18 protein-coding genes and 2 pseudogenes are annotated in these 17,038 nt (G+C 65.4%); 10 read left to right on the forward strand and 10 right to left on the reverse strand.

What is annotated here, in order from left to right; genetic code table 11:
• The first annotated feature begins 21 nt into the window (after nt 1–21).
• Both V0R59_RS06290 and sutA read left to right on the forward strand, forming a co-directional pair.
• Complete coding sequence (locus V0R59_RS06290; RefSeq protein WP_330073752.1) at nt 22–1,356, forward strand: ammonium transporter; 1,335 nt, start codon at nt 22–24, stop codon at nt 1,354–1,356.
• Between the two features lie 502 nt (nt 1,357–1,858).
• Entirely contained in the window at nt 1,859–2,182 is a 324-nt protein-coding gene (gene sutA, locus V0R59_RS06295) for a transcriptional regulator SutA (protein ID WP_330073751.1), read from the forward strand.
• Nucleotides 2,183–2,246: 64 nt separating this feature from the next.
• Here sutA and V0R59_RS06300 read toward each other — a convergent pair whose 3' ends face one another.
• From V0R59_RS06300 to lptM, 6 genes and pseudogenes are all read right to left on the reverse strand, one after another.
• Nucleotides 2,247–2,942 carry an HAD family hydrolase gene (locus V0R59_RS06300; RefSeq protein WP_330073750.1) on the reverse strand — a complete coding sequence of 232 codons (696 nt, stop codon included), beginning with the start codon at nt 2,940–2,942 and terminating at the stop codon, nt 2,247–2,249.
• Entirely contained in the window at nt 2,939–3,838 is a 900-nt protein-coding gene (xerC, locus tag V0R59_RS06305; protein WP_330073749.1) for a tyrosine recombinase XerC, read from the reverse strand. The genes V0R59_RS06300 and xerC overlap by 4 nt, the downstream gene beginning before the upstream one ends.
• Nucleotides 3,838–4,575, reverse strand: coding sequence for a DUF484 family protein (locus V0R59_RS06310; RefSeq protein ID WP_330073748.1), 738 nt, complete (start codon nt 4,573–4,575; stop codon nt 3,838–3,840). Before V0R59_RS06310 ends, xerC begins: the two co-directional genes overlap by 1 nt.
• A gap of 13 nt (nt 4,576–4,588) precedes the next feature.
• Nucleotides 4,589–5,419: a diaminopimelate epimerase gene (dapF, locus tag V0R59_RS06315; protein ID WP_330073747.1), complete on the reverse strand. Its 831-nt coding sequence runs from the start codon at nt 5,417–5,419 to the stop codon at nt 4,589–4,591.
• Nucleotides 5,420–5,423: 4 nt separating this feature from the next.
• A complete protein-coding gene (gene lysA, locus V0R59_RS06320; protein WP_330073746.1) occupies nt 5,424–6,671 on the reverse strand; it encodes a diaminopimelate decarboxylase in 1,248 nt (415 codons plus the stop codon).
• Between the two features lie 12 nt (nt 6,672–6,683).
• A pseudogene (gene lptM / locus V0R59_RS06325) lies at nt 6,684–6,818 on the reverse strand (LPS translocon maturation chaperone LptM); the annotation flags it as partial.
• A gap of 187 nt (nt 6,819–7,005) precedes the next feature.
• On the opposite strand from lptM, the gene cyaY reads away from it, so the two are divergent.
• From cyaY to rnk, 3 genes are all read left to right on the forward strand, one after another.
• Complete coding sequence (gene cyaY, locus V0R59_RS06330) at nt 7,006–7,338, forward strand: iron donor protein CyaY (protein ID WP_330073745.1); 333 nt, start codon at nt 7,006–7,008, stop codon at nt 7,336–7,338.
• Nucleotide 7,339: 1 nt separating this feature from the next.
• Nucleotides 7,340–7,555, forward strand: a complete 216-nt coding sequence (locus V0R59_RS06335) for a DUF1289 domain-containing protein (RefSeq protein WP_330073744.1) — start codon at nt 7,340–7,342, stop codon at nt 7,553–7,555.
• A 157-nt stretch (nt 7,556–7,712) separates the two neighbouring features.
• Entirely contained in the window at nt 7,713–8,123 is a 411-nt protein-coding gene (rnk, locus tag V0R59_RS06340; protein ID WP_330073743.1) for a nucleoside diphosphate kinase regulator, read from the forward strand.
• Here the strand turns inward: rnk and V0R59_RS06345 are convergent, their stop codons facing one another.
• The 3 genes from V0R59_RS06345 to V0R59_RS06355 all read right to left on the reverse strand — a co-directional run bounded on the left by V0R59_RS06345 (nt 8,124) and on the right by V0R59_RS06355 (nt 11,770).
• On the reverse strand, nt 8,124–10,976 hold the full coding sequence (locus V0R59_RS06345) for a class I adenylate cyclase (RefSeq protein WP_330073742.1): 2,853 nt from the start codon (nt 10,974–10,976) through the stop codon (nt 8,124–8,126). It abuts the gene before it with no gap.
• Between the two features lie 176 nt (nt 10,977–11,152).
• On the reverse strand, nt 11,153–11,398 hold the full coding sequence (locus V0R59_RS06350) for a TIGR02647 family protein (RefSeq protein ID WP_042121039.1): 246 nt from the start codon (nt 11,396–11,398) through the stop codon (nt 11,153–11,155).
• 87 nt (nt 11,399–11,485) lie between these two features.
• A complete protein-coding gene (locus tag V0R59_RS06355) occupies nt 11,486–11,770 on the reverse strand; it encodes a hypothetical protein (RefSeq protein ID WP_330073741.1) in 285 nt (94 codons plus the stop codon).
• Between the two features lie 147 nt (nt 11,771–11,917).
• Between V0R59_RS06355 and V0R59_RS06360 the strand changes: the two genes are divergently transcribed.
• Nucleotides 11,918–12,586, forward strand: a complete 669-nt coding sequence (locus tag V0R59_RS06360; RefSeq protein WP_330073740.1) for a glutathione S-transferase family protein — start codon at nt 11,918–11,920, stop codon at nt 12,584–12,586.
• A gap of 145 nt (nt 12,587–12,731) precedes the next feature.
• On the opposite strand, the gene argH is transcribed toward V0R59_RS06360, so the two are convergent.
• Nucleotides 12,732–14,126, reverse strand: coding sequence for an argininosuccinate lyase (gene argH / locus V0R59_RS06365; RefSeq protein WP_330073739.1), 1,395 nt, complete (start codon nt 14,124–14,126; stop codon nt 12,732–12,734).
• A gap of 199 nt (nt 14,127–14,325) precedes the next feature.
• Between argH and V0R59_RS06370 the strand changes: the two are divergent.
• The 4 genes and pseudogenes from V0R59_RS06370 to V0R59_RS06385 all read left to right on the forward strand — a co-directional run.
• Nucleotides 14,326–14,433 (forward strand): annotated as a pseudogene (locus tag V0R59_RS06370) (sensor histidine kinase); the annotation flags it as partial.
• Entirely contained in the window at nt 14,430–15,176 is a 747-nt protein-coding gene (locus V0R59_RS06375) for a LytR/AlgR family response regulator transcription factor (RefSeq protein WP_330073738.1), read from the forward strand. The pseudogene V0R59_RS06370 and the gene V0R59_RS06375, both read left to right, overlap by 4 nt.
• Nucleotides 15,177–15,294: 118 nt before the next feature.
• The gene (hemC, locus tag V0R59_RS06380) at nt 15,295–16,236 is read left to right on the forward strand and encodes a hydroxymethylbilane synthase (RefSeq protein WP_330073737.1); all 942 of its coding nucleotides are present in this window, start codon (nt 15,295–15,297) and stop codon (nt 16,234–16,236) included.
• Entirely contained in the window at nt 16,233–17,000 is a 768-nt protein-coding gene (locus tag V0R59_RS06385) for a uroporphyrinogen-III synthase (RefSeq protein WP_330073736.1), read from the forward strand. The genes hemC and V0R59_RS06385 overlap by 4 nt, the downstream gene beginning before the upstream one ends.
• Nucleotides 17,001–17,038: the final 38 nt, after the last annotated feature.

A 17,038-nucleotide genomic window follows, 5' to 3' on the forward strand; every position in this document is an offset into this window, starting at 1 on the left:
AACGCCCCAGGAGATAACAAAATGACTCTGCGTAAATTCGCAGGGCTAGGAGCCCTTTTGTCCCTCGTAATGCCTGCCCTGGCGCTGGCCGAGGAAACCACAGCGGCTGCAGCCCCCACGCTCAACACCGGCGACACCGCCTGGATGCTCACCGCGACGGCCCTGGTGCTGTTCATGACCATCCCTGGCCTGGCCCTGTTCTACGGCGGCATGGTGCGTTCCAAGAACGTACTCTCGGTGATGATGCAGTGCTTCGCCATCACTGGCCTGATCAGTGTTCTCTGGGTTATCTACGGCTACAGCCTGGCGTTCGATACCACCGGTATGGAGCAGGGCGTCACCAACTTCAATTCCTTCGTCGGCGGCCTGTCCAAGGCGTTCCTCGCTGGCGTGACGCCGTCGAGCCTGACCGCGGCGTTCCCGGAAGCCGTATTCATCGTCTTCCAGATGACCTTCGCCATCATCACCCCGGCGCTGATCGTCGGTGCCTTCGCCGAGCGCATGAAGTTCTCCGCGATGCTGGTGTTCATGGCCATCTGGTTCACCCTGGTCTACGCGCCGATCGCGCACATGGTCTGGTCCGGCAACGGCGGCCTGATGTGGGACTGGGGCGTGCTCGACTTCGCCGGCGGCACCGTGGTGCACATCAACGCCGGTATCGCTGGCCTGGTCTGCTGCCTGGTGCTGGGCAAGCGTAAAGGCTACCCGACCACCCCGATGGCCCCGCACAACCTCGGCTACACCCTGGTCGGCGCCGCCATGCTGTGGATCGGCTGGTTCGGCTTCAACGCCGGTTCCGCCGCTGCCGCCAACGGCACCGCCGGCATGGCCATGCTGGTGACCCAGGTTGCCACCGCCGCCGCCGCGCTGGGCTGGATGTTCGCGGAGTGGATCACCCACGGCAAACCAAGTGCACTGGGCATCGCCTCGGGCGTGGTCGCCGGTCTGGTGGCAATCACCCCGGCTGCCGGTACCGTGGGCCCGATGGGCGCCCTGGTGATCGGCCTGGTGTCCGGCGTGATCTGCTTCTTCTGCGCCACCAGCCTGAAGCGCAAGCTGGGCTATGACGACTCGCTGGACGCCTTCGGCGTGCACGGTGTCGGCGGTATCGTCGGTGCGATCCTCACTGGCGTATTCGCAGCGCCGGTCCTGGGTGGCTTCGGCACCGTCACCGACATCGCCGCACAGGTCTGGATCCAGGCCAAGGGCGTCGGCTTCACCGTGATCTACACCGCCATCGTCACCTACGTGATCCTCAAGGTCCTGGACGTAGTGATGGGCCTGCGTGTGAACGAAGAAGAAGAATCGGTCGGCCTCGACCTGGCACAACACAACGAGCGCGGCTACAACCTGTAACCCGCCGAGAAAAAACTTGCCCGGCTCGCCGGGCATTTTTTTGTCTCGATTTTGCCTTCCAAGGGCCGCGCAAACGGTTTTTCGCGGCAGGTTCATCCCTCAAGGAATGGCTCTGCGATTGTCGGCGGAAAACTTACAGTCATCGGGGCGTTTTAGACACTTTGCTTTTTCATCGGGCACGCTAGAATGCGCGCCGTGGGGTGATGATGGCCTGTTCACACACTTCATGGCCCTTTGCTAGGCTTGCTGATGAGCGAGCCGATTGGCAGGGACCAGCCGGCGCATTTGAACCGGCGGCTTTTTATCTGGTCAGGCTCTGAAGAGCCTGGTCAGCGTTATTTTGGTCAGGCTCTGAAGAGCCTGCACGGCGTTCGCCAGCGGAAGCGGCGGGCGCTGCCGATCATGGGGTAATCCGTGGTCCGTGATCTTTCTCCTGCGGTCGTAAACCTCTACGGCGGCTGGTCTATAACTAATCTGCTTTTCGCAAGTCATGAGGTAGAACATGAGCGACGACGATCTGGAAAATGACGACCTCGAAGTAGGCGACGACGAAGAAGGTGATGAAGGCCTCGAAGCGGCGGCGGACGACGTAGCCGACGACAGCGCTGACGACAGCCCGGCCCCTGCGGCCAAGGGCAAGTCCAAGGCGTCGGTCTCGGTCGACGAGATGCCGAGCATGGAAGCCAAGCAGAAGGAGCGCGATGCGCTCGCCAGGGCCATGGAAGAATTCCTGGCGCGTGGTGGCAAGGTGCAGGAAGTCGAAGCCAACGTGGTTGCCGATCCGCCCAAGAAGCCCGACAACAAATACGGCAGCCGTCCTATCTGAGGCCGTCGTAACGAAAAAGCCCGCCATTGCAGCGGGCTTTTTTGCGTCTGGTGGCGCTTTCTGGTCAGCGCCAGCGCGCGAGTACATCCGGCAACTGCGACAGCCGCTGGATCTCCGCATCCGGCCGCCCCTCGGCTTCCCAGGCCTTGCCCTGCGGGTTGAACCACACCGCGCGCAGCCCGGCGCGCTGGGCGCCGGCGATATCGTCGCCGGGATGATCGCCGATATGCACTGCGGCTCCGGCATCCACCTCGCCCTGGCGCAACGCTTCGAGGAACGGCGCCGGATCCGGCTTGCCGATACCCAGGTCTTCTGCACACAGGGCGAACTTGAAGTAGTCCGCCAGGCCCAGGCGGCGTACATCGGCATTGCCGTTGGTGACCACGCCCAGGGTGTAGTGATGGCGCAGCAGCTCCAGCACCGGCTGCACCTCCGGGAAGATCTCGATCTGGTGGCGGGCGTGGAGGAACACCTCGAAGCCTTCGTTAGCCAGCTCGCGGGCATGGGCCTCGCTGTAGCCGACATCCTCCAGGGCATGGAACAGCACGCGCCGGCGCAGGGCGCTGATGCGGTGCTTGAGGGTGGGTTCGGCCTGCACCACGCGCTCGCGGATGGCGTACAGGTGCTCCACGGGCACCGCGCCCAGGCTCGGCGCGTTGGCCGCCAGCCAGTCGCGCAAAACAGCCTCGGCACTGACGATCACCGGCGCGGTGTCCCACAGGGTGTCGTCGAGGTCGAAGGTAATCAGCTGAATACTCATGAATCTCCGCCTTTACTGCGTTTTGCACGAGGATGCGCGCTGTCATAGACCGCCGCAAGGTGCTGGAAATCGAGGTGGGTGTAGATCTGGGTGGTGGCGATGTCGGCATGGCCGAGCATTTCCTGGACCGCGCGCAGGTCCTGGGATGACTCCAGCAGATGGCTGGCGAAGGAGTGGCGGAGCATGTGCGGGTGCAGGTTCTGCCCCAGCTCGCGCTCGCCGGCAGCCTTGACCCGTTTCTGGATCGCACGCGGGCCAAGGCGCAGGCCTTGCTGGCTGACGAACACGGCGTCGTCCTTCGGGTTGCTCAGCACGCGCATCGCCAGCCACTGCTCCAGCGCCTCGCGGGCCTTGCGGCCCACCGGCAGGACGCGGGTCTTGCTGCCCTTGCCATGCACCTGCACCAGCCCGGCGGGCAGGTCCAGCTGGGCGAGGTCGAGGCCGGTCAGCTCGGACAGGCGCAGCCCGGAGGAATAGAACAGTTCGAGGATCGCCTGGTCGCGGCGGGCGAGGAAGTCGTCTTCCACCCCGCCTTCCAGCAGCTGCAAGGCGCGGTCGGTGTCCAGCGTGCGTGGCAGGCGCCGCTCGCCCTTGGGCGCGGACAGGCCGTTGGCCGGGTCGTGCTCGCAGACGCCTTCGCGGTTCAGGTAGCGGTAGAAACCGCGTACCGCCGAGAGCAGGCGGGCGAGGCTGCGGGACGATTGGCCCTGGTGATGGCGGCGCGCGATGAACTGGCGCAAGTGCTGGATCTGCAGGGCTTTCCAGTCGCTGATGCCGGCCGTGGCGCAATACGCCAGGACACTGTCGAGATCACGTCGATACGCCAGCTGGGTGTGCTCGGACACCTGGCGTTCGCTGCGCAGGTGCGTGCAGAACGCGTCCAGCTGGCGTTCCATCAGCGCACCGGGCGCAGGGTCTGGGTCAGGCGCGGCACGACGCGGCCGAGGACTTCGGCGATATAGCCGAGGAACAGGGTACCGACGCTGCTCTTGTAGTGATGCGGATCGTGGCTGCCGATCGCCAGAACGCCATGCAGGCCCTGGTTTTCCAGGGCCGCCACCGCACTGGAGCCGACCTCCTTGCGCTGTGCCTCGCCGAACAGGAAGTCCAGCTCATGGTCGCGCAGGTTGCCGCTGACGGTCTTGCCGCCGCCCAGCAGGCCGCCGATGGCCTGTTGCGCCTCGCTGGCGCTGACCCAGCGGCCCACCGGCGTGGGGTTGTCGCCGAACAGGATGAGGCTGACGAAGGGCACCTGGAAGTCCTGGCGCAGACGGTCTTCCACCGCCATGACCACGGCTTCAAGGCTGTCGGCATCGAGCAGGTCGAGGATCAGCCGGCGGGTCTTTTCGAACAGCCGGTCGTTGTCTCGGGCAACATCCATCAGGTGCGAGAGGCGGTGGCGCATCTCGATGTTGCGGTCGCGCAGCAGCTTCAGCTGGCGCTCCACCAGCGACACGCTGTCGCCGCGCTGGTGGGGGATGCGCATGTCGAGCAGCAGCTCGTCATGCCCGGCGAAGAAGGTGGGGTGGGCGCGCAGGTAAGCGGCCACGGCCTCGGCCCCGACGTCGGGCGTGGAGCCCTCCACGAGGTTATCGTCGGGTTCCGCGGCTGGCGCCTGGGGCTGATCGGTCATGGCTGGCACTCACTCATAGACGAACCTGTCCTTCATACACCCGAACGGCCGGACCGGTCATCATCACCGGCTTGCCCGGGCCGCCCCACTCGATGGACAGGCGTCCGCCGGGCAGGTCGATGAGCAGCGGAGAATCCATCCAGCCCTGGCTGATCGCGGCCACCGCAGCGGCGCAGGCGCCGGTACCGCAGGCCTGGGTTTCCCCGGCGCCACGTTCCCAGACGCGCAACTGGGCGCGATGGCGGTCGATGACCTGGAGGAAACCGACGTTGACCCGCTGCGGGAAGCGCGGGTGGTGTTCGATCTGCGGGCCGAGGTCGTGGACAGGGGCGTTGTTGATGTCATCGACGCGCAGCACGGCGTGGGGGTTGCCCATGGACACTGCGGCCAGCTCGACGGTCTGTCCGCCGACTTCCAGCGGATAGCTCAGGGCTTGCTCGGGGGCCTGGAACGGGATGTCCGCCGGGACCAGCCGCGGCGGTCCCATGTCGACGCAGATCTGTCCGTCGTTGCGCACGTCCAGCTCGATGATGCCGCCCTTGGTTTCCACGCGGATGCGCTTCTTCGCAGTCAGGCGCTTGTCGAGGACGAAACGGGCGAAGCAGCGCGCGCCGTTGCCGCACTGTTCCACTTCGGAGCCGTCGGCGTTGAAGATCCGGTAGCGGAAGTCCACTTCCGGATTGCTCGGTGCCTCGACGATCAGCAACTGGTCGAAGCCGATCCCGGTATGCCGGTCGCCCCACGCCTTGGCGTGCTTGGGCTGGATATGCGCGTGCTGGCTGACCAGGTCGAGGACCATGAAGTCGTTGCCCAGGCCGTGCATCTTGGTAAAACGCAAAAGCATCGTGTCACTCCGGCAGCAGGCTTTCGCCGGCGAACAGCTCGGCTACGGTCTCGCGGCGGCGCACTTCGAAAGCCTGGTCGCCATCGACCAGCACTTCGGCGCAGCGGCCGCGGGTGTTGTAGTTGGAGCTCATGACGAAACCATAGGCGCCCGCGGAGCGAACGGCCAGCAGGTCGCCTTCGGCCAGGTTCAGGGCGCGGTCCTTGGCGAGGAAGTCGCCGGTCTCGCAGATCGGCCCGACCACGTCGTAGTTGCGCGTCTCGCCCGCACGGGGCTGCACGGCGCTGACGTCCATCCAGGCCTGGTACAAGGCCGGGCGGATCAGGTCGTTCATCGCCGCGTCGACGATGGCGAAGTCCTTGTGCTCGGTGTGCTTGAGGTATTCCACGCGGGTCAGCAGCACGCCGGCGTTGGCCACGATGTGCCGGCCCGGCTCGAAGACCAGGGCCAGGTCGCGGTCGCCGAGGCGCTCGCGCACGGCCTTGATGTAGTCGCCGGCCAGCGGCGGCTGTTCATCGCGGTAGCGCACGCCGAGACCGCCGCCCAGGTCCAGGTGGTTGAGCAGGATGCCGCAGTCGCCGAGGCGGTCGACCAGCATCAGGATGCGGTCGAGGGCGTCGAGGAAGGGTTCCAGTGAGGTCAGTTGCGAACCGATGTGACAGTCGACGCCGACGATTTCCAGGTTCGGCAGCTGTGCGGCGCGGATGTAGACCTCTTCGGCATCGGCGATGGCGATGCCGAACTTGTTCTCCTTGAGGCCTGTGGAGATGTACGGGTGGGTGCCGGCATCGACGTCCGGGTTGACCCGCAGCGACACCGGGGCGCGCACGTCCATTTCGGCGGCGACCTGTTGCAGGCGCTCCAGCTCCTCGGTGGACTCGACGTTGAAGCAGTGCACGCCGACTTCGAGGGCGCGGCGCATGTCCGCGCGGGTCTTGCCGACGCCGGAGAACACCACGCGATCGGCGCGGCCACCGGCGGCCAGGACGCGTTCCAGCTCGCCGCCGGAGACGATGTCGAAGCCCGCGCCGAGGCGCGCCAGGACGTTCAGCACGCCCAGGTTGGAGTTGGCCTTGACCGCAAAGCAGACCAGGTGCGAGGTGCCCTGCAGGGCATCGGCGTAGCTACGGTACTGGGCCTCGATATGGGCACGGGAGTACACGTAGGTCGGGGTGCCGAAGCGTTCGGCGAGCGCCGACAGGCCTACACCTTCCGCGAACAGCTCGCCGTCGCGGTAGTTGAAAGCGTCCATCGGGATCCCTTACTGGTGCTGGTGCGATTGCGACTTCTTGCCGTCCTTGCTGTCATCAGGAAGGTACAGTGGGCCTTTCTGGCCGCAGGCGGAGACGAGGCAGGCAATCGCGACGAGCGCCGCGAGGGAGGAAATCAGGCGCTTCATTGGCGAAATCCTTTGATTCAAAGCAGTATTGCGCCGGAGTATACCGAGCCCCCGGCGGCTTGCCTATGTAGCCGGCCAGCCGTCGGGCGGCGTGCCCGGGGCGTGGCGTTTGTCTTTGCATTCGCGGCGCGGCGCTCGTATCTTGCCCGGCTTGCATGTTGAGCAGACATTTTTCGAGGTTCCTGCAATGAGTTTGAGCGAAGCGCGTTTTCACGATCTGGTAGACGCGACCCAACAGGCACTGGAAGACCTGTTCGATGAGAGCGGCATGGATCTGGACATGGAAAACTCGGCCGGCGTGCTGACCGTCAAGTTCGACAACGGCGCCCAGCTGATCTTCAGCCGCCAGGAGCCGCTGCGCCAGCTGTGGCTGGCCGACCGTTCCGGCGGTTTCCACTTCGACTACGACGAAGAAAGCGGCAAGTGGACCTGCGAGAAGACCGAAGAGCTGCTGGGCGAGATGCTGGAACGCATCGTCTGGGAACGTGCTGGCGAAAAACTCGATTTCGAAGAGATCTGAGATGACCAGCGAGGTTCGGCCACCCAAGCCGCTGTACAGCAACGTGAGTTCGGCGGTGCCTTCGCCGTGCATCGGCACCTGCCGCCTCGACGAGGCGCGGGTGTGCATCGGCTGCTTCCGGCATGTGGAGGATATTCGCCAGTGGCGTTCGGCGGATGACCAGCGCAGGCGGGAGATCGTGGTGCAGGCGGGTGCAAGGCGAACGGCTGCTTCCTGATCTCCGGGTTGTTCATTCTGGCCGTGTCGAGGGCACTTGAGTATTTGCCCTGCTGTGGTAGTGTCAGTCCGTCACGGCCATTGCCGAACTTACGAAAACCCCGCCCTTGGGCGGGGTTTTGCTTTATTCGATCTGCCAAAAGGAGTCTGACTGGATCATGAGCACCTCACCTTCCCTCACCCTCACCCGACTGGACGTGCAGCGTCTCGAGCGCCTGATCGACAGCCTCGATGAAAACACCCCGGGTGTGCTGGCCCTGCAGGGCGAGCTGGACCGTGCCGCACAGGTGGTCGGTCATGAGGAAGTGCCTGCGGGCGTGGTGACCATGAATTCCCGCGTGCACTGCCGCGAGGAAGCCAGCGGCAAGGACTACCACCTGACCCTGGTCTACCCGCAGGACGCGGGCAAGGAAGGCAACGTGTCGATCCTCGCGCCGATCGGCTGCGCGCTGCTCGGCCTGTCCGTGGGCGAGCAGATCGACTGGCCGGCCCCGGGCGGCAAGACCCTCAAGCTCAAGCTGCTGGAAGTCGAGTACCAGCCCGAAGCCGCAGGCGATTTCGATCTCTGATCACACCGCTGCGAGTGCCTGGTTCAGTACCCGCTCCAGGTCCTGCTTGTAGCGCAGGTAGAGAATGGTCGAATCCTGGCCATCGGCGAGCAGGTCGGAGAGATCCAGGTCGGTGATGTAGCAGCGGTAGCGCTGGGCATCGCGGCGCTGCTCGATGATCTCGCGGGCGACCACGGCATACAGCTGGTCGCCATGGTCCAGCTCGGAAAACTCCTTCTGGTTGCAGTACAGGGTGACGTGCAATGCGTTGTCCGCCGCGGCCTGGATGATCGCCTGGACCTCGTAGTAGGGCATGTCCAGCGCGAGCTCCGGTGCCTGCCAGGGCTCCACCTGCCGGGCGCGCCCGGCCCCGGACGGCAGCAGCCTGTAATACAGGGTGTCCAGCGGATGGGCCTGCTGTTCGTCCAGCGGCAGCCGCGCGTTGCGACGGAACACCACGGCCTGCAGGAAACGCTGCAGCGGCAGCAGCAGGCTGCTTTCGTCGTGGTACGGCAGGCGCTGCTGCCACAGGGTGTTGTATTCATCCAGCACGTAGACATCCGCCCAGGCGTCCTGCACCCGGTAGAACACCTGCACGCATTGCGGCTGACCCATCGGCAGGACCAGCGCCAGGTCGTGGTCTTCCAGGACGTTGGCGTCCAGCTCCAGCGGGCTGTAGGCGCTGCGTTCCTGGCCAAGGTAGGCCAGCAGCGCGGCCTGGCTGTCCAGTGACACCAGGTTGACCCCGCTGCGATACAGCTCCAGCACGTGGGTGTGCTGCTGCACCTGGATCAGGTAGCGGTGCTCAAGGCGCTGGTCGAACAGGGCCAGCGCGGTGGTGAAGACTTCCTCGACCCGCTGGGCGATGGCCATGGCGCGGTTGTGACAGAAGCTGCGTACCCGCAGTTTCGGTTGGTGTGCGCCGTCCACGCTGCTGTCGAGGCTGTTGAGGTAGTCGCGTACGCAACGCAGCAGTGCGTGCTCGCCTTCGTAGCGCAGTACCTGCACTTCGTTCCAGCTGTTTAGGATGACCTGGTCCAGGGTCAGCACCAGGTTCTCGCGGACCCCGGCATAGCTCAGCGAGTCGGTACGCTCGGTGGTCATCAGGATGTTCAGGTCGCGGTGATGGCGCAGCGGGTCGACACCGACGTTGACCAGCAACAACACCTCGTCGGCCACGCTAGGGCGCAGCAGGCGCGCGTCGCTGACGGTGCTCAGCGGCAGCGTGACGCTCTGCTGCAGGCTGCCCATCAGGTGGAACAGCTCGTACTCGCTAAGGTCGCTGTCACCCGGGTGCAGGGCCAGGCGCGTGGCGCTGTCGATCACGCCGTTGCGATGCGCCCACGCCAGCAGGTCGAGAAGGTCGCGGGTGCGCTTGATCGGCGTGAAGTGTTCCCACTCGTGCACGCCCAGGTTGCCGTTGTACAGGCCCCAGTGGCTCTGGCCCGGCTCCTTGCGGTCGGGGGACTGGACCAGGGTCAGGGTGTCTTCGGCGAGGTCCGGGGCGACGCCCGGGTTGACGAACTCGACCTTGCCGGCACGGCGCTCGAAGGCGGCATAGAGGCGGCGGCCGAGGATGTTCAGGTCGCGCTGGTCGATCCGGGCGATGGCGCCGAGGTTGCGCGCGAACTGGTCGAGGAAGCGGTAGCTGTGGTTCAGCTCTGCCACCAGTACCCGGCGCTCGGCGGCGACCTGGCGCACCTTCCACTGGCTGCGGCTGTCGAGCAGCGCCAGTTGCCGCTCGTCCCAGCCCCATTCGTGGGCCAGGCGCTCCAGCAGTTCGCATTGCCAGTTGGGTTTCTGCCGGGCCAGCTGGCTGATCTTGCGGTTGACCTTCAGGTACAGACTGCGTCGCACCAGTTCCAGGCGCTGGGTCTCGTTGCGCCGCTGCAGGTACTGCTCGATGCGCCGGTAGACCATCATGTACGGGTCCAGCTCGTCGATATCGAGGACGTTGGCGAACACCGCCTGCTTGAAATGCAGGCTCAGGCAGCGCACGTCCGGGTGCTCGCTGGCGTAGACCTCGGTCAGCAGCAGCTTGAGCACCGACTTGTAGGGGGACTCGATGCCCTTGAACAGTTGCCATAGCCCGGCACCGACGAACTCGCCAGGCGGGATGTGCGCCAGGTGGCCCAGGTCGAGTACTTCGTCGCTGCGCACGAAGCGCTTGGACAGCAGCGTCTCGGTGTAATGCGCGTAGTTGCCTTCCTCGTACACCGGCACCAGCCACCACAGTGGCGTGCGCCCCGCCAGCCAGATTGCAGTGCGGTAGAACTCGTCCAGCAGCAGGTAGTGCTGGGTGGTGCCGCAGTCGTCCGAACTCAGGCGGCTGTCGCGCTCGCCGGTGACGAACTGCCGCGGCTCGATCAGGAACAGGTGCGCCTCGGCGCCCTGGCTGGCGGCCCAGGCTTCCAGCAACTGGCATTTCCTGCGCAGCTCGGCGACTGCAGCCTCGCCCAGGTCGGGGGCGTGGCAGACCCAGATGTCCATGTCGCTCTGCTCCGCCTGGGCCAGGGTGCCCAGGCTGCCCATGAGGAACAGGCCGTGGATCGGGAGCTGGTTGTCACCGCGTTTGGCCTTGTAGGAGAACGAGCGGGTCAGGCGCTGGGCTTCGGCCAGCGCCAGCGGGCTCGGCTCATAGGCGGAAAGGCCCGCCGGGGTGTTGCCGGAGACGTAGCCGGGCAGCAGCGGATGATTGACGTGGAAAAACAGTGGCAGCAGGGTCAGCACCTGCTGCTGGCGGCTGGACAGCCCCTCCATGGCCCGGGCCAGACGGCCCTGGTTGAGGTCCAGGAAGCGCTTGCGCAACTGGTTGAGGACCTTGCGGTCGATGCCCTGGTCGAGGTCAGGGCGGATTTCGTGAGGAAGATTCATCGCAAGCTCAAACCAGCCGTCGTGAAGGCACGGGCGAGTTTAGCCGCAGTGATAGCGAAGGGATAAGGCCTATTTGAAAATTGACGCCATTTTTCCAACGCCGTCTGTCGGCGCCGCCGAATCTGTCGTGGCAAGCCCGCTGCGCGAGGCCCCGGGCTTGCCGCTGCGGAAGGGAATCAGGCGGTTTCGGAAACGTTGAGGATGGTCAGCAATTGCTGGGTGGCCTGGGCGGCGTCGATGCCAAGGCTGGTCAGGTAGCCGCCATCGGGCTGGGTGATCAACTGCTTTTCATGCAGGCGCTTGGCGGCGGCGATGGCCTGGGGCGCGGCAGTGGTATGGACCTTCAGTCCTTCCTGGGTGCTGTCGAGGTTGAACAGCGCGAGAATTTCCAGTTCGGCAACCAACTCGGGGGTAAACGACATAGGTACTCCGGACTTCAAGAATTTAGGAGGGTGGCACCTCTGCGGATGCCTGGACTTGCAGTGTAGCCAGCCTCGCCCGTACCTGCGTCAGTCTTTTTCCGGCGGCAGTTCGGGCAGGGCGCGCAGCGCGGTTTCGTACCACTCGGTATTGAACGGGCGGTCATCGTCGAGCATGGCGTCGATCTCGACCGCCAGCACGTGGGCCATCAGGTTGAGGATGTCCTCGCGCTCGTAGCCGACCAGGGTCAGCTTGTTGAACGCCGCCTTGGCCGCCGGCGGCTCGCCGCTTTCGATCTGGTTCTCGATGGCCTGGGTCAGGGTCGATTCGGCGAAGGCTTCTTCTTCGTCGTGGTCGATATCGTGGTCGCTCATGGGCGCGCTCCTCTGGGTGTGGCGGCCAGTGTGCCATGCCCTGCGCGACAATGCCGGGCTATCTGCCGGGCGCATGATGCTGGTCAGTCCGGGGCCTTGCGGCTATAACAACCCGGCCAACCCCTTACGGCCTGGAGGCTGTTCCACATGCTCAAGCTTCATGGATTCGCGGTCAGCAACTACTACAACATGGTCAAACTGGCGCTGCTGGAAAAAGGCCTTCCGTTCGAGGAAGTGCTGTTCTTTGGCGGCCAGGTCCCTGATTCGCTGAATATCAGCCCGCGCGGCAAGGTACCGGTGCTGGAGACCGAGCACGGTTTCATCAGTGAAACCGCGGTGATCCTCGACTACATCGAGCAGACCCAGGGTGGCAAGCCGCTGCTGCCGGCCGATCCGTTCGCCCGGGCGAAGGTCTGGGAGCTGGCCAAGGAAATCGAGCTGTACATCGAGCTCACGGCTCGCGCGCTTTATCCACAGGCGTTCTTCGGCGCCGAAGTGCCGGAAGCCATCAAGGCCAAGGCCTGGCCCGAGTTGCTCGCGGGGCTGGCCGCGCTCAAGCGTGCCGGTACCTTCGCCCCTTACGTGGCGGGTGAAAGTTTTACCGTGGCGGATATCTATTTCGCCTTCAGCGTCGACCTGGCCCGTGCCGTGGGCAAGAAGGTGCAGGGCGTGGATGTGCTGGAGGATTTCCCGCAGGCCCAGGCGCTGCTGGAGCTGATCGGGCAGAACCCGCACATGCAGGCGATCAATGAAGCGAAAGCGGCGCAATTCCCGACCTTCCTGGAGAAGGTGGTCAAGGCGCGCAGTCAGCCCTAGGGGGAAAGGCCGGCTTGGTGGCGACTTGTGGGAGCGGGTTCACCGGGACGCCGGACCGCCGCGATTACGTCGGTGAAGCCACTACCGTAATCGCGGGTGAACCCGCTCCCACAGGTCTCCGCCAAGCCTCAAGCTCGCGACAGGCTTAGCGGCTGGCCAACAGCGCCTTGCCGCGGGCCACGGCGGCGCGGACCTGCGCCGGGGCGGTACCGCCGATATGGTCACGGGCGTTGACCGAACCTTCCAGGGTCAGCACCGCGAACACGTCTTGCTCGATCTGGTCGCTGAACTGGCGCAGCTCATCCAGGCTCATCTCGGCCAGGTCCTTGCCGCTGTCCACGCCGTATTTCACGGCATGGCCGACGATCTCGTGGCAATCACGGAACGGCAGGCCACGGCGTACCAGGTAGTCGGCCAGGTCGGTGGCGGTGGAGAAGCCGCGCAGGGCTGCTTCGCGCATCACCGCATGGCGCGGCTTGATCGCCGGGATCATGTCGGCGAAGGCGCGCAGCGAGTCGCGCAGGGTGTCGGCAGCGTCGAACAGTGGTTCCTTGTCTTCCTGGTTGTCCTTGTTGTAGGCCAGCGGCTGGCCTTTCATCAGGGTCAGCAGGCCGGTGAGGGCGCCGAATACACGGCCGGTCTTGCCGCGCACCAGTTCCGGCACGTCCGGGTTCTTCTTCTGCGGCATGATCGAGCTGCCGGTGCAGAAGCGATCAGGCAGGTCGATGAACTGGAACTGCGCGCTGGTCCACAGCACCAGTTCTTCGGAGAAGCGCGACAGGTGCATCATCGCCACGCTGGCGGCGGCGCAGAATTCGATGGCGAAGTCACGGTCGGAGACGCCGTCCAGCGAGTTGCCGGCCACGGCTTCGAAGCCCAGCAGCTCGCAGGTCAGTTCGCGGTCGATAGGGTAGGTGGTACCGGCCAGCGCGGCGCTGCCCAGGGGCATGCGGTTGGTGCGCTTGCGGCAGTCGACCAGGCGCTCGTAGTCGCGGCTGAGCATTTCGAACCAGGCCAGCAGGTGGTGACCGAAGGTCACCGGCTGGGCGGTCTGCAGGTGGGTGAAGCCGGGCATGACGGTTTCGGCTTCGCGCTCGGCTTGCTCCAGCAGGCCCTGCTGCAGGCGGGTGATCTCGGCGAGGATCAGGTCGATCTCGTCGCGCAGCCACAGGCGGATGTCGGTGGCCACCTGGTCGTTGCGGCTGCGGCCGGTGTGCAGCTTCTTGCCGGTGATGCCGATGCGGTCGGTCAGACGCGCCTCGATGTTCATGTGCACGTCTTCGAGGTCGACGCGCCAGTCGAAGTTGCCGGCCTCGATCTCGCCCTGGATGGTCTTCAGGCCGTCGATGATGCTGTCGCGCTCGGCGTCGGTGAGCACGCCGACTTTCGCCAGCATGGTGGCGTGGGCGATCGAACCCATGATGTCGTGGCGGTACAGGCGCTGGTCGAAGGTGACGGAGGCGGTGAAGCGGGCGACGAAGGCGTCGACGGGCTCACTGAAGCGGCCGCCCCAGGACTGGTTGGTCTTGTCAGTGCTCATGGATTCGCTCGTTGAAGGCGTGAACGGGAAAAAGTGTCGCGGATGATAACAGGGTTGCCGCGCCCGTCGGGGCTCGGCGGTCGGCCTGTGTGCGGGTTTATGTCGCGGTCGCGGGTGATATTCAACGATTGAACGGCAGTGTTGCGGCAACCGTCTACAGTTGGACAGAGGATCGGCATTGTTTGCTGTCGACCAGTGAATCTTTAGCCATCGTGCGAGTCTGAGCGTGGATCGCCGTGACGGCCGTCACCGTGATTGTCCACATCAGTCTTGTGCGAGACTCACGCAGGAATCCAGCGCAATATGAATGTCCTGATCGTTGATGACGAACCCCAAGCCCGCGATCGCTTGAGCCGCCTGCTCGGCGAACTGGAGGGCTATACCGTGCTGGAGCCCAGCGCCACCAACGGCGAAGAGGCTCTGGCGTTGATCGACTCCCACAAACCCGACGTGGTCCTGCTCGATACCCGCATGCCCGGCATGGACGGCCTGCAGGTCGCCGCCCGCCTGTGCGAGCGCGAAGCCCCGCCGGCGGTGGTGTTCTGCACCACCGATGACGAATTTACCCAGCAAGCGTTCAAGGAAAGTGGCCTGGGCCACGTGCTCAAGCCGGTGCAGGGCGAGGAACTGCACAGCGCCCTGCGCAAGGCCGAGCGCCCGAATCGTGCGCAACTGGCCGCCCTGACCCGGCCGGCCGGGGAAGGCGGCGGTGGCCCGCGCAGTCATATCAGCGCGCGGACCCGCAAGGGTATCGAACTGGTGCCCCTGAGCCGGGTGATCTACTTCATCGCCGACCACAAGTACGTGACCCTGCGTCACGAAGAGGGTGAAGTGCTGCTGGACGAGCCGCTCAAGGCCCTGGAGGACGAGTTCGGCGAGCGCTTCGTGCGCATCCACCGCAACGCCCTGGTGGCCCGCGACCGCATCGAGCGCTTGCAACGTACGCCTCTCGGGCACTTCCAACTGTTTCTCAAGGGCTTGAATGGCGATGCCCTGATCGTCAGCCGGCGACACGTGGCCGGTGTCAGGAAAATGATGCAGCAGCTTTAGGGCGGGGATGGACGGGATCATGACCAGGGAGGGTCACTTCTCTTTGCTGACATGGATCTGCAAGAGGCTTTGACGGAGCTGTTATCATCCGGCGAATCTTTCTGGTACGGATCGTTCCATGTCCACTCGCGAAATCCGCATTGCCACCCGCAAAAGCGCCCTTGCCCTGTGGCAGGCCGAATATGTCAAAGCCCGTCTGGAACAGGCCCATCCGGGATTGCTCGTGACCCTGGTGCCGATGGTCAGCCGCGGCGACAAGCTGCTCGACTCGCCGCTGTCGAAGATCGGTGGCAAGGGCCTGTTCGTCAAGGAACTGGAAACCGCGCTGCTCGACCAGGAAGCCGATATCGCCGTGCATTCCATGAAGGACGTGCCGATGGGCTTCCCCGAAGGCCTGGGCCTGTTCTGCATCTGCGAGCGTGAAGACCCGCGCGACGCCTTCGTTTCCAACACCTTCGCCAGCCTCGACGACCTGCCGGCCGGCAGCATCGTCGGCACCTCCAGCCTGCGCCGCCAGGCCCAGCTGCTGGCGCGTCGCCCGGATCTGGAAATCCGTTTCCTGCGGGGCAACGTCAACACCCGTCTGGCCAAGCTGGACGCCGGCGAGTACGACGCCATCATCCTCGCCGCCGCCGGCCTGATCCGCCTTGGCTTCGAAGACCGCATCACTTCCACCATCAGTGTCGACGACAGCCTGCCTGCTGGCGGCCAGGGCGCCGTGGGCATCGAGTGCCGCAGCGCCGACAGCGAGATCCATGCGCTGCTGGCGCCGTTGCATCACGTCGATACCGCCGACCGCGTCTACGCCGAACGGGCGCTGAACAAGCACCTCAACGGTGGCTGCCAGGTACCGATCGCCTGCTACGCCGTGCTCGAAAGCGACCAACTGTGGCTGCGTGGCCTGGTGGGCGATCCGGCCGGTGGCGCGCTGCTCACTGCCGAGGCCCGCGCACCGCGCAGCCAGGCCGAGACGCTGGGCGTGCAGGTGGCCGAAGCGCTGCTGGCCCAGGGCGCCGGCGACATTCTCAAGGCGGTATATGGCGAGGCCGGTCACCCGTGACCGCCTGGCGGCTGCTGCTGACCCGGCCGGCCGAGGACTGCGCGGCCCTGGCCGCTACCCTCGGTGAAGCCGGCGTGCAGGGCAGTTGCATGCCCTTGCTGCACATCGCGCCATTGGCGGTTTCGGAGCAGCAATTGGCGCTGGCACGCACGCTCGACCGTTACTGCGCGGTTATCGTGGTCAGCAAGCCGGCGGCCCGGCTCGGCCTCGACCTGCTGGCCGGGCTCTGGCCGCAACTGCCGGCGCTGGCCTGGTTCACGGTTGGCGCAGCCACTGCCGCGGTACTCGAAGCCGCCGGCCTGACCGTGCACTTTCCCGACGGCGGTGACGACAGCGAAGCACTGCTGCGCCTGCCCGAGCTGCAGGCGGCACTGGCCGGCGCGGCACCGCGGGTGCTGATCCTGCGGGGCGAAGAGGGCCGCGAGTGGCTGGCGGGGCAATTGACCGCTCGCGGTGTGCATGTCGACTATCTGCCGCTGTACCGTCGTTGCCTGCCGGACTACCCTGCCGGTGCCCTGCTGCGACGCATCGAAGCGGAACGCCTGAATGGCCTGGTGGTCAGCAGTGGGCAGGGCTTCGAACACCTGCGCACCCTGGCCGCGCAGGATTGGCCGCGTCTGGCGCGGTTGCCCTTGTTCGTGCCGAGCCCGCGGGTGGCGGAAATCGCCCGCCAGGCCGGCGCGCAGAATGTGGTGGATTGCCGCGGCGCCAGTGCCGCGGCTTTGCTGGCGGCGTTGCAGGAAACCCCTGCGCCCGCTTCCTGAGGCGCTAAGCTGAGGCGACGCGCCTTAAAACAAAGGAT

The organism is Pseudomonas ulcerans, assembly GCF_036324125.1.
Classification (GTDB): Bacteria; Pseudomonadota; Gammaproteobacteria; order Pseudomonadales; family Pseudomonadaceae; genus Aquipseudomonas; species Aquipseudomonas ulcerans.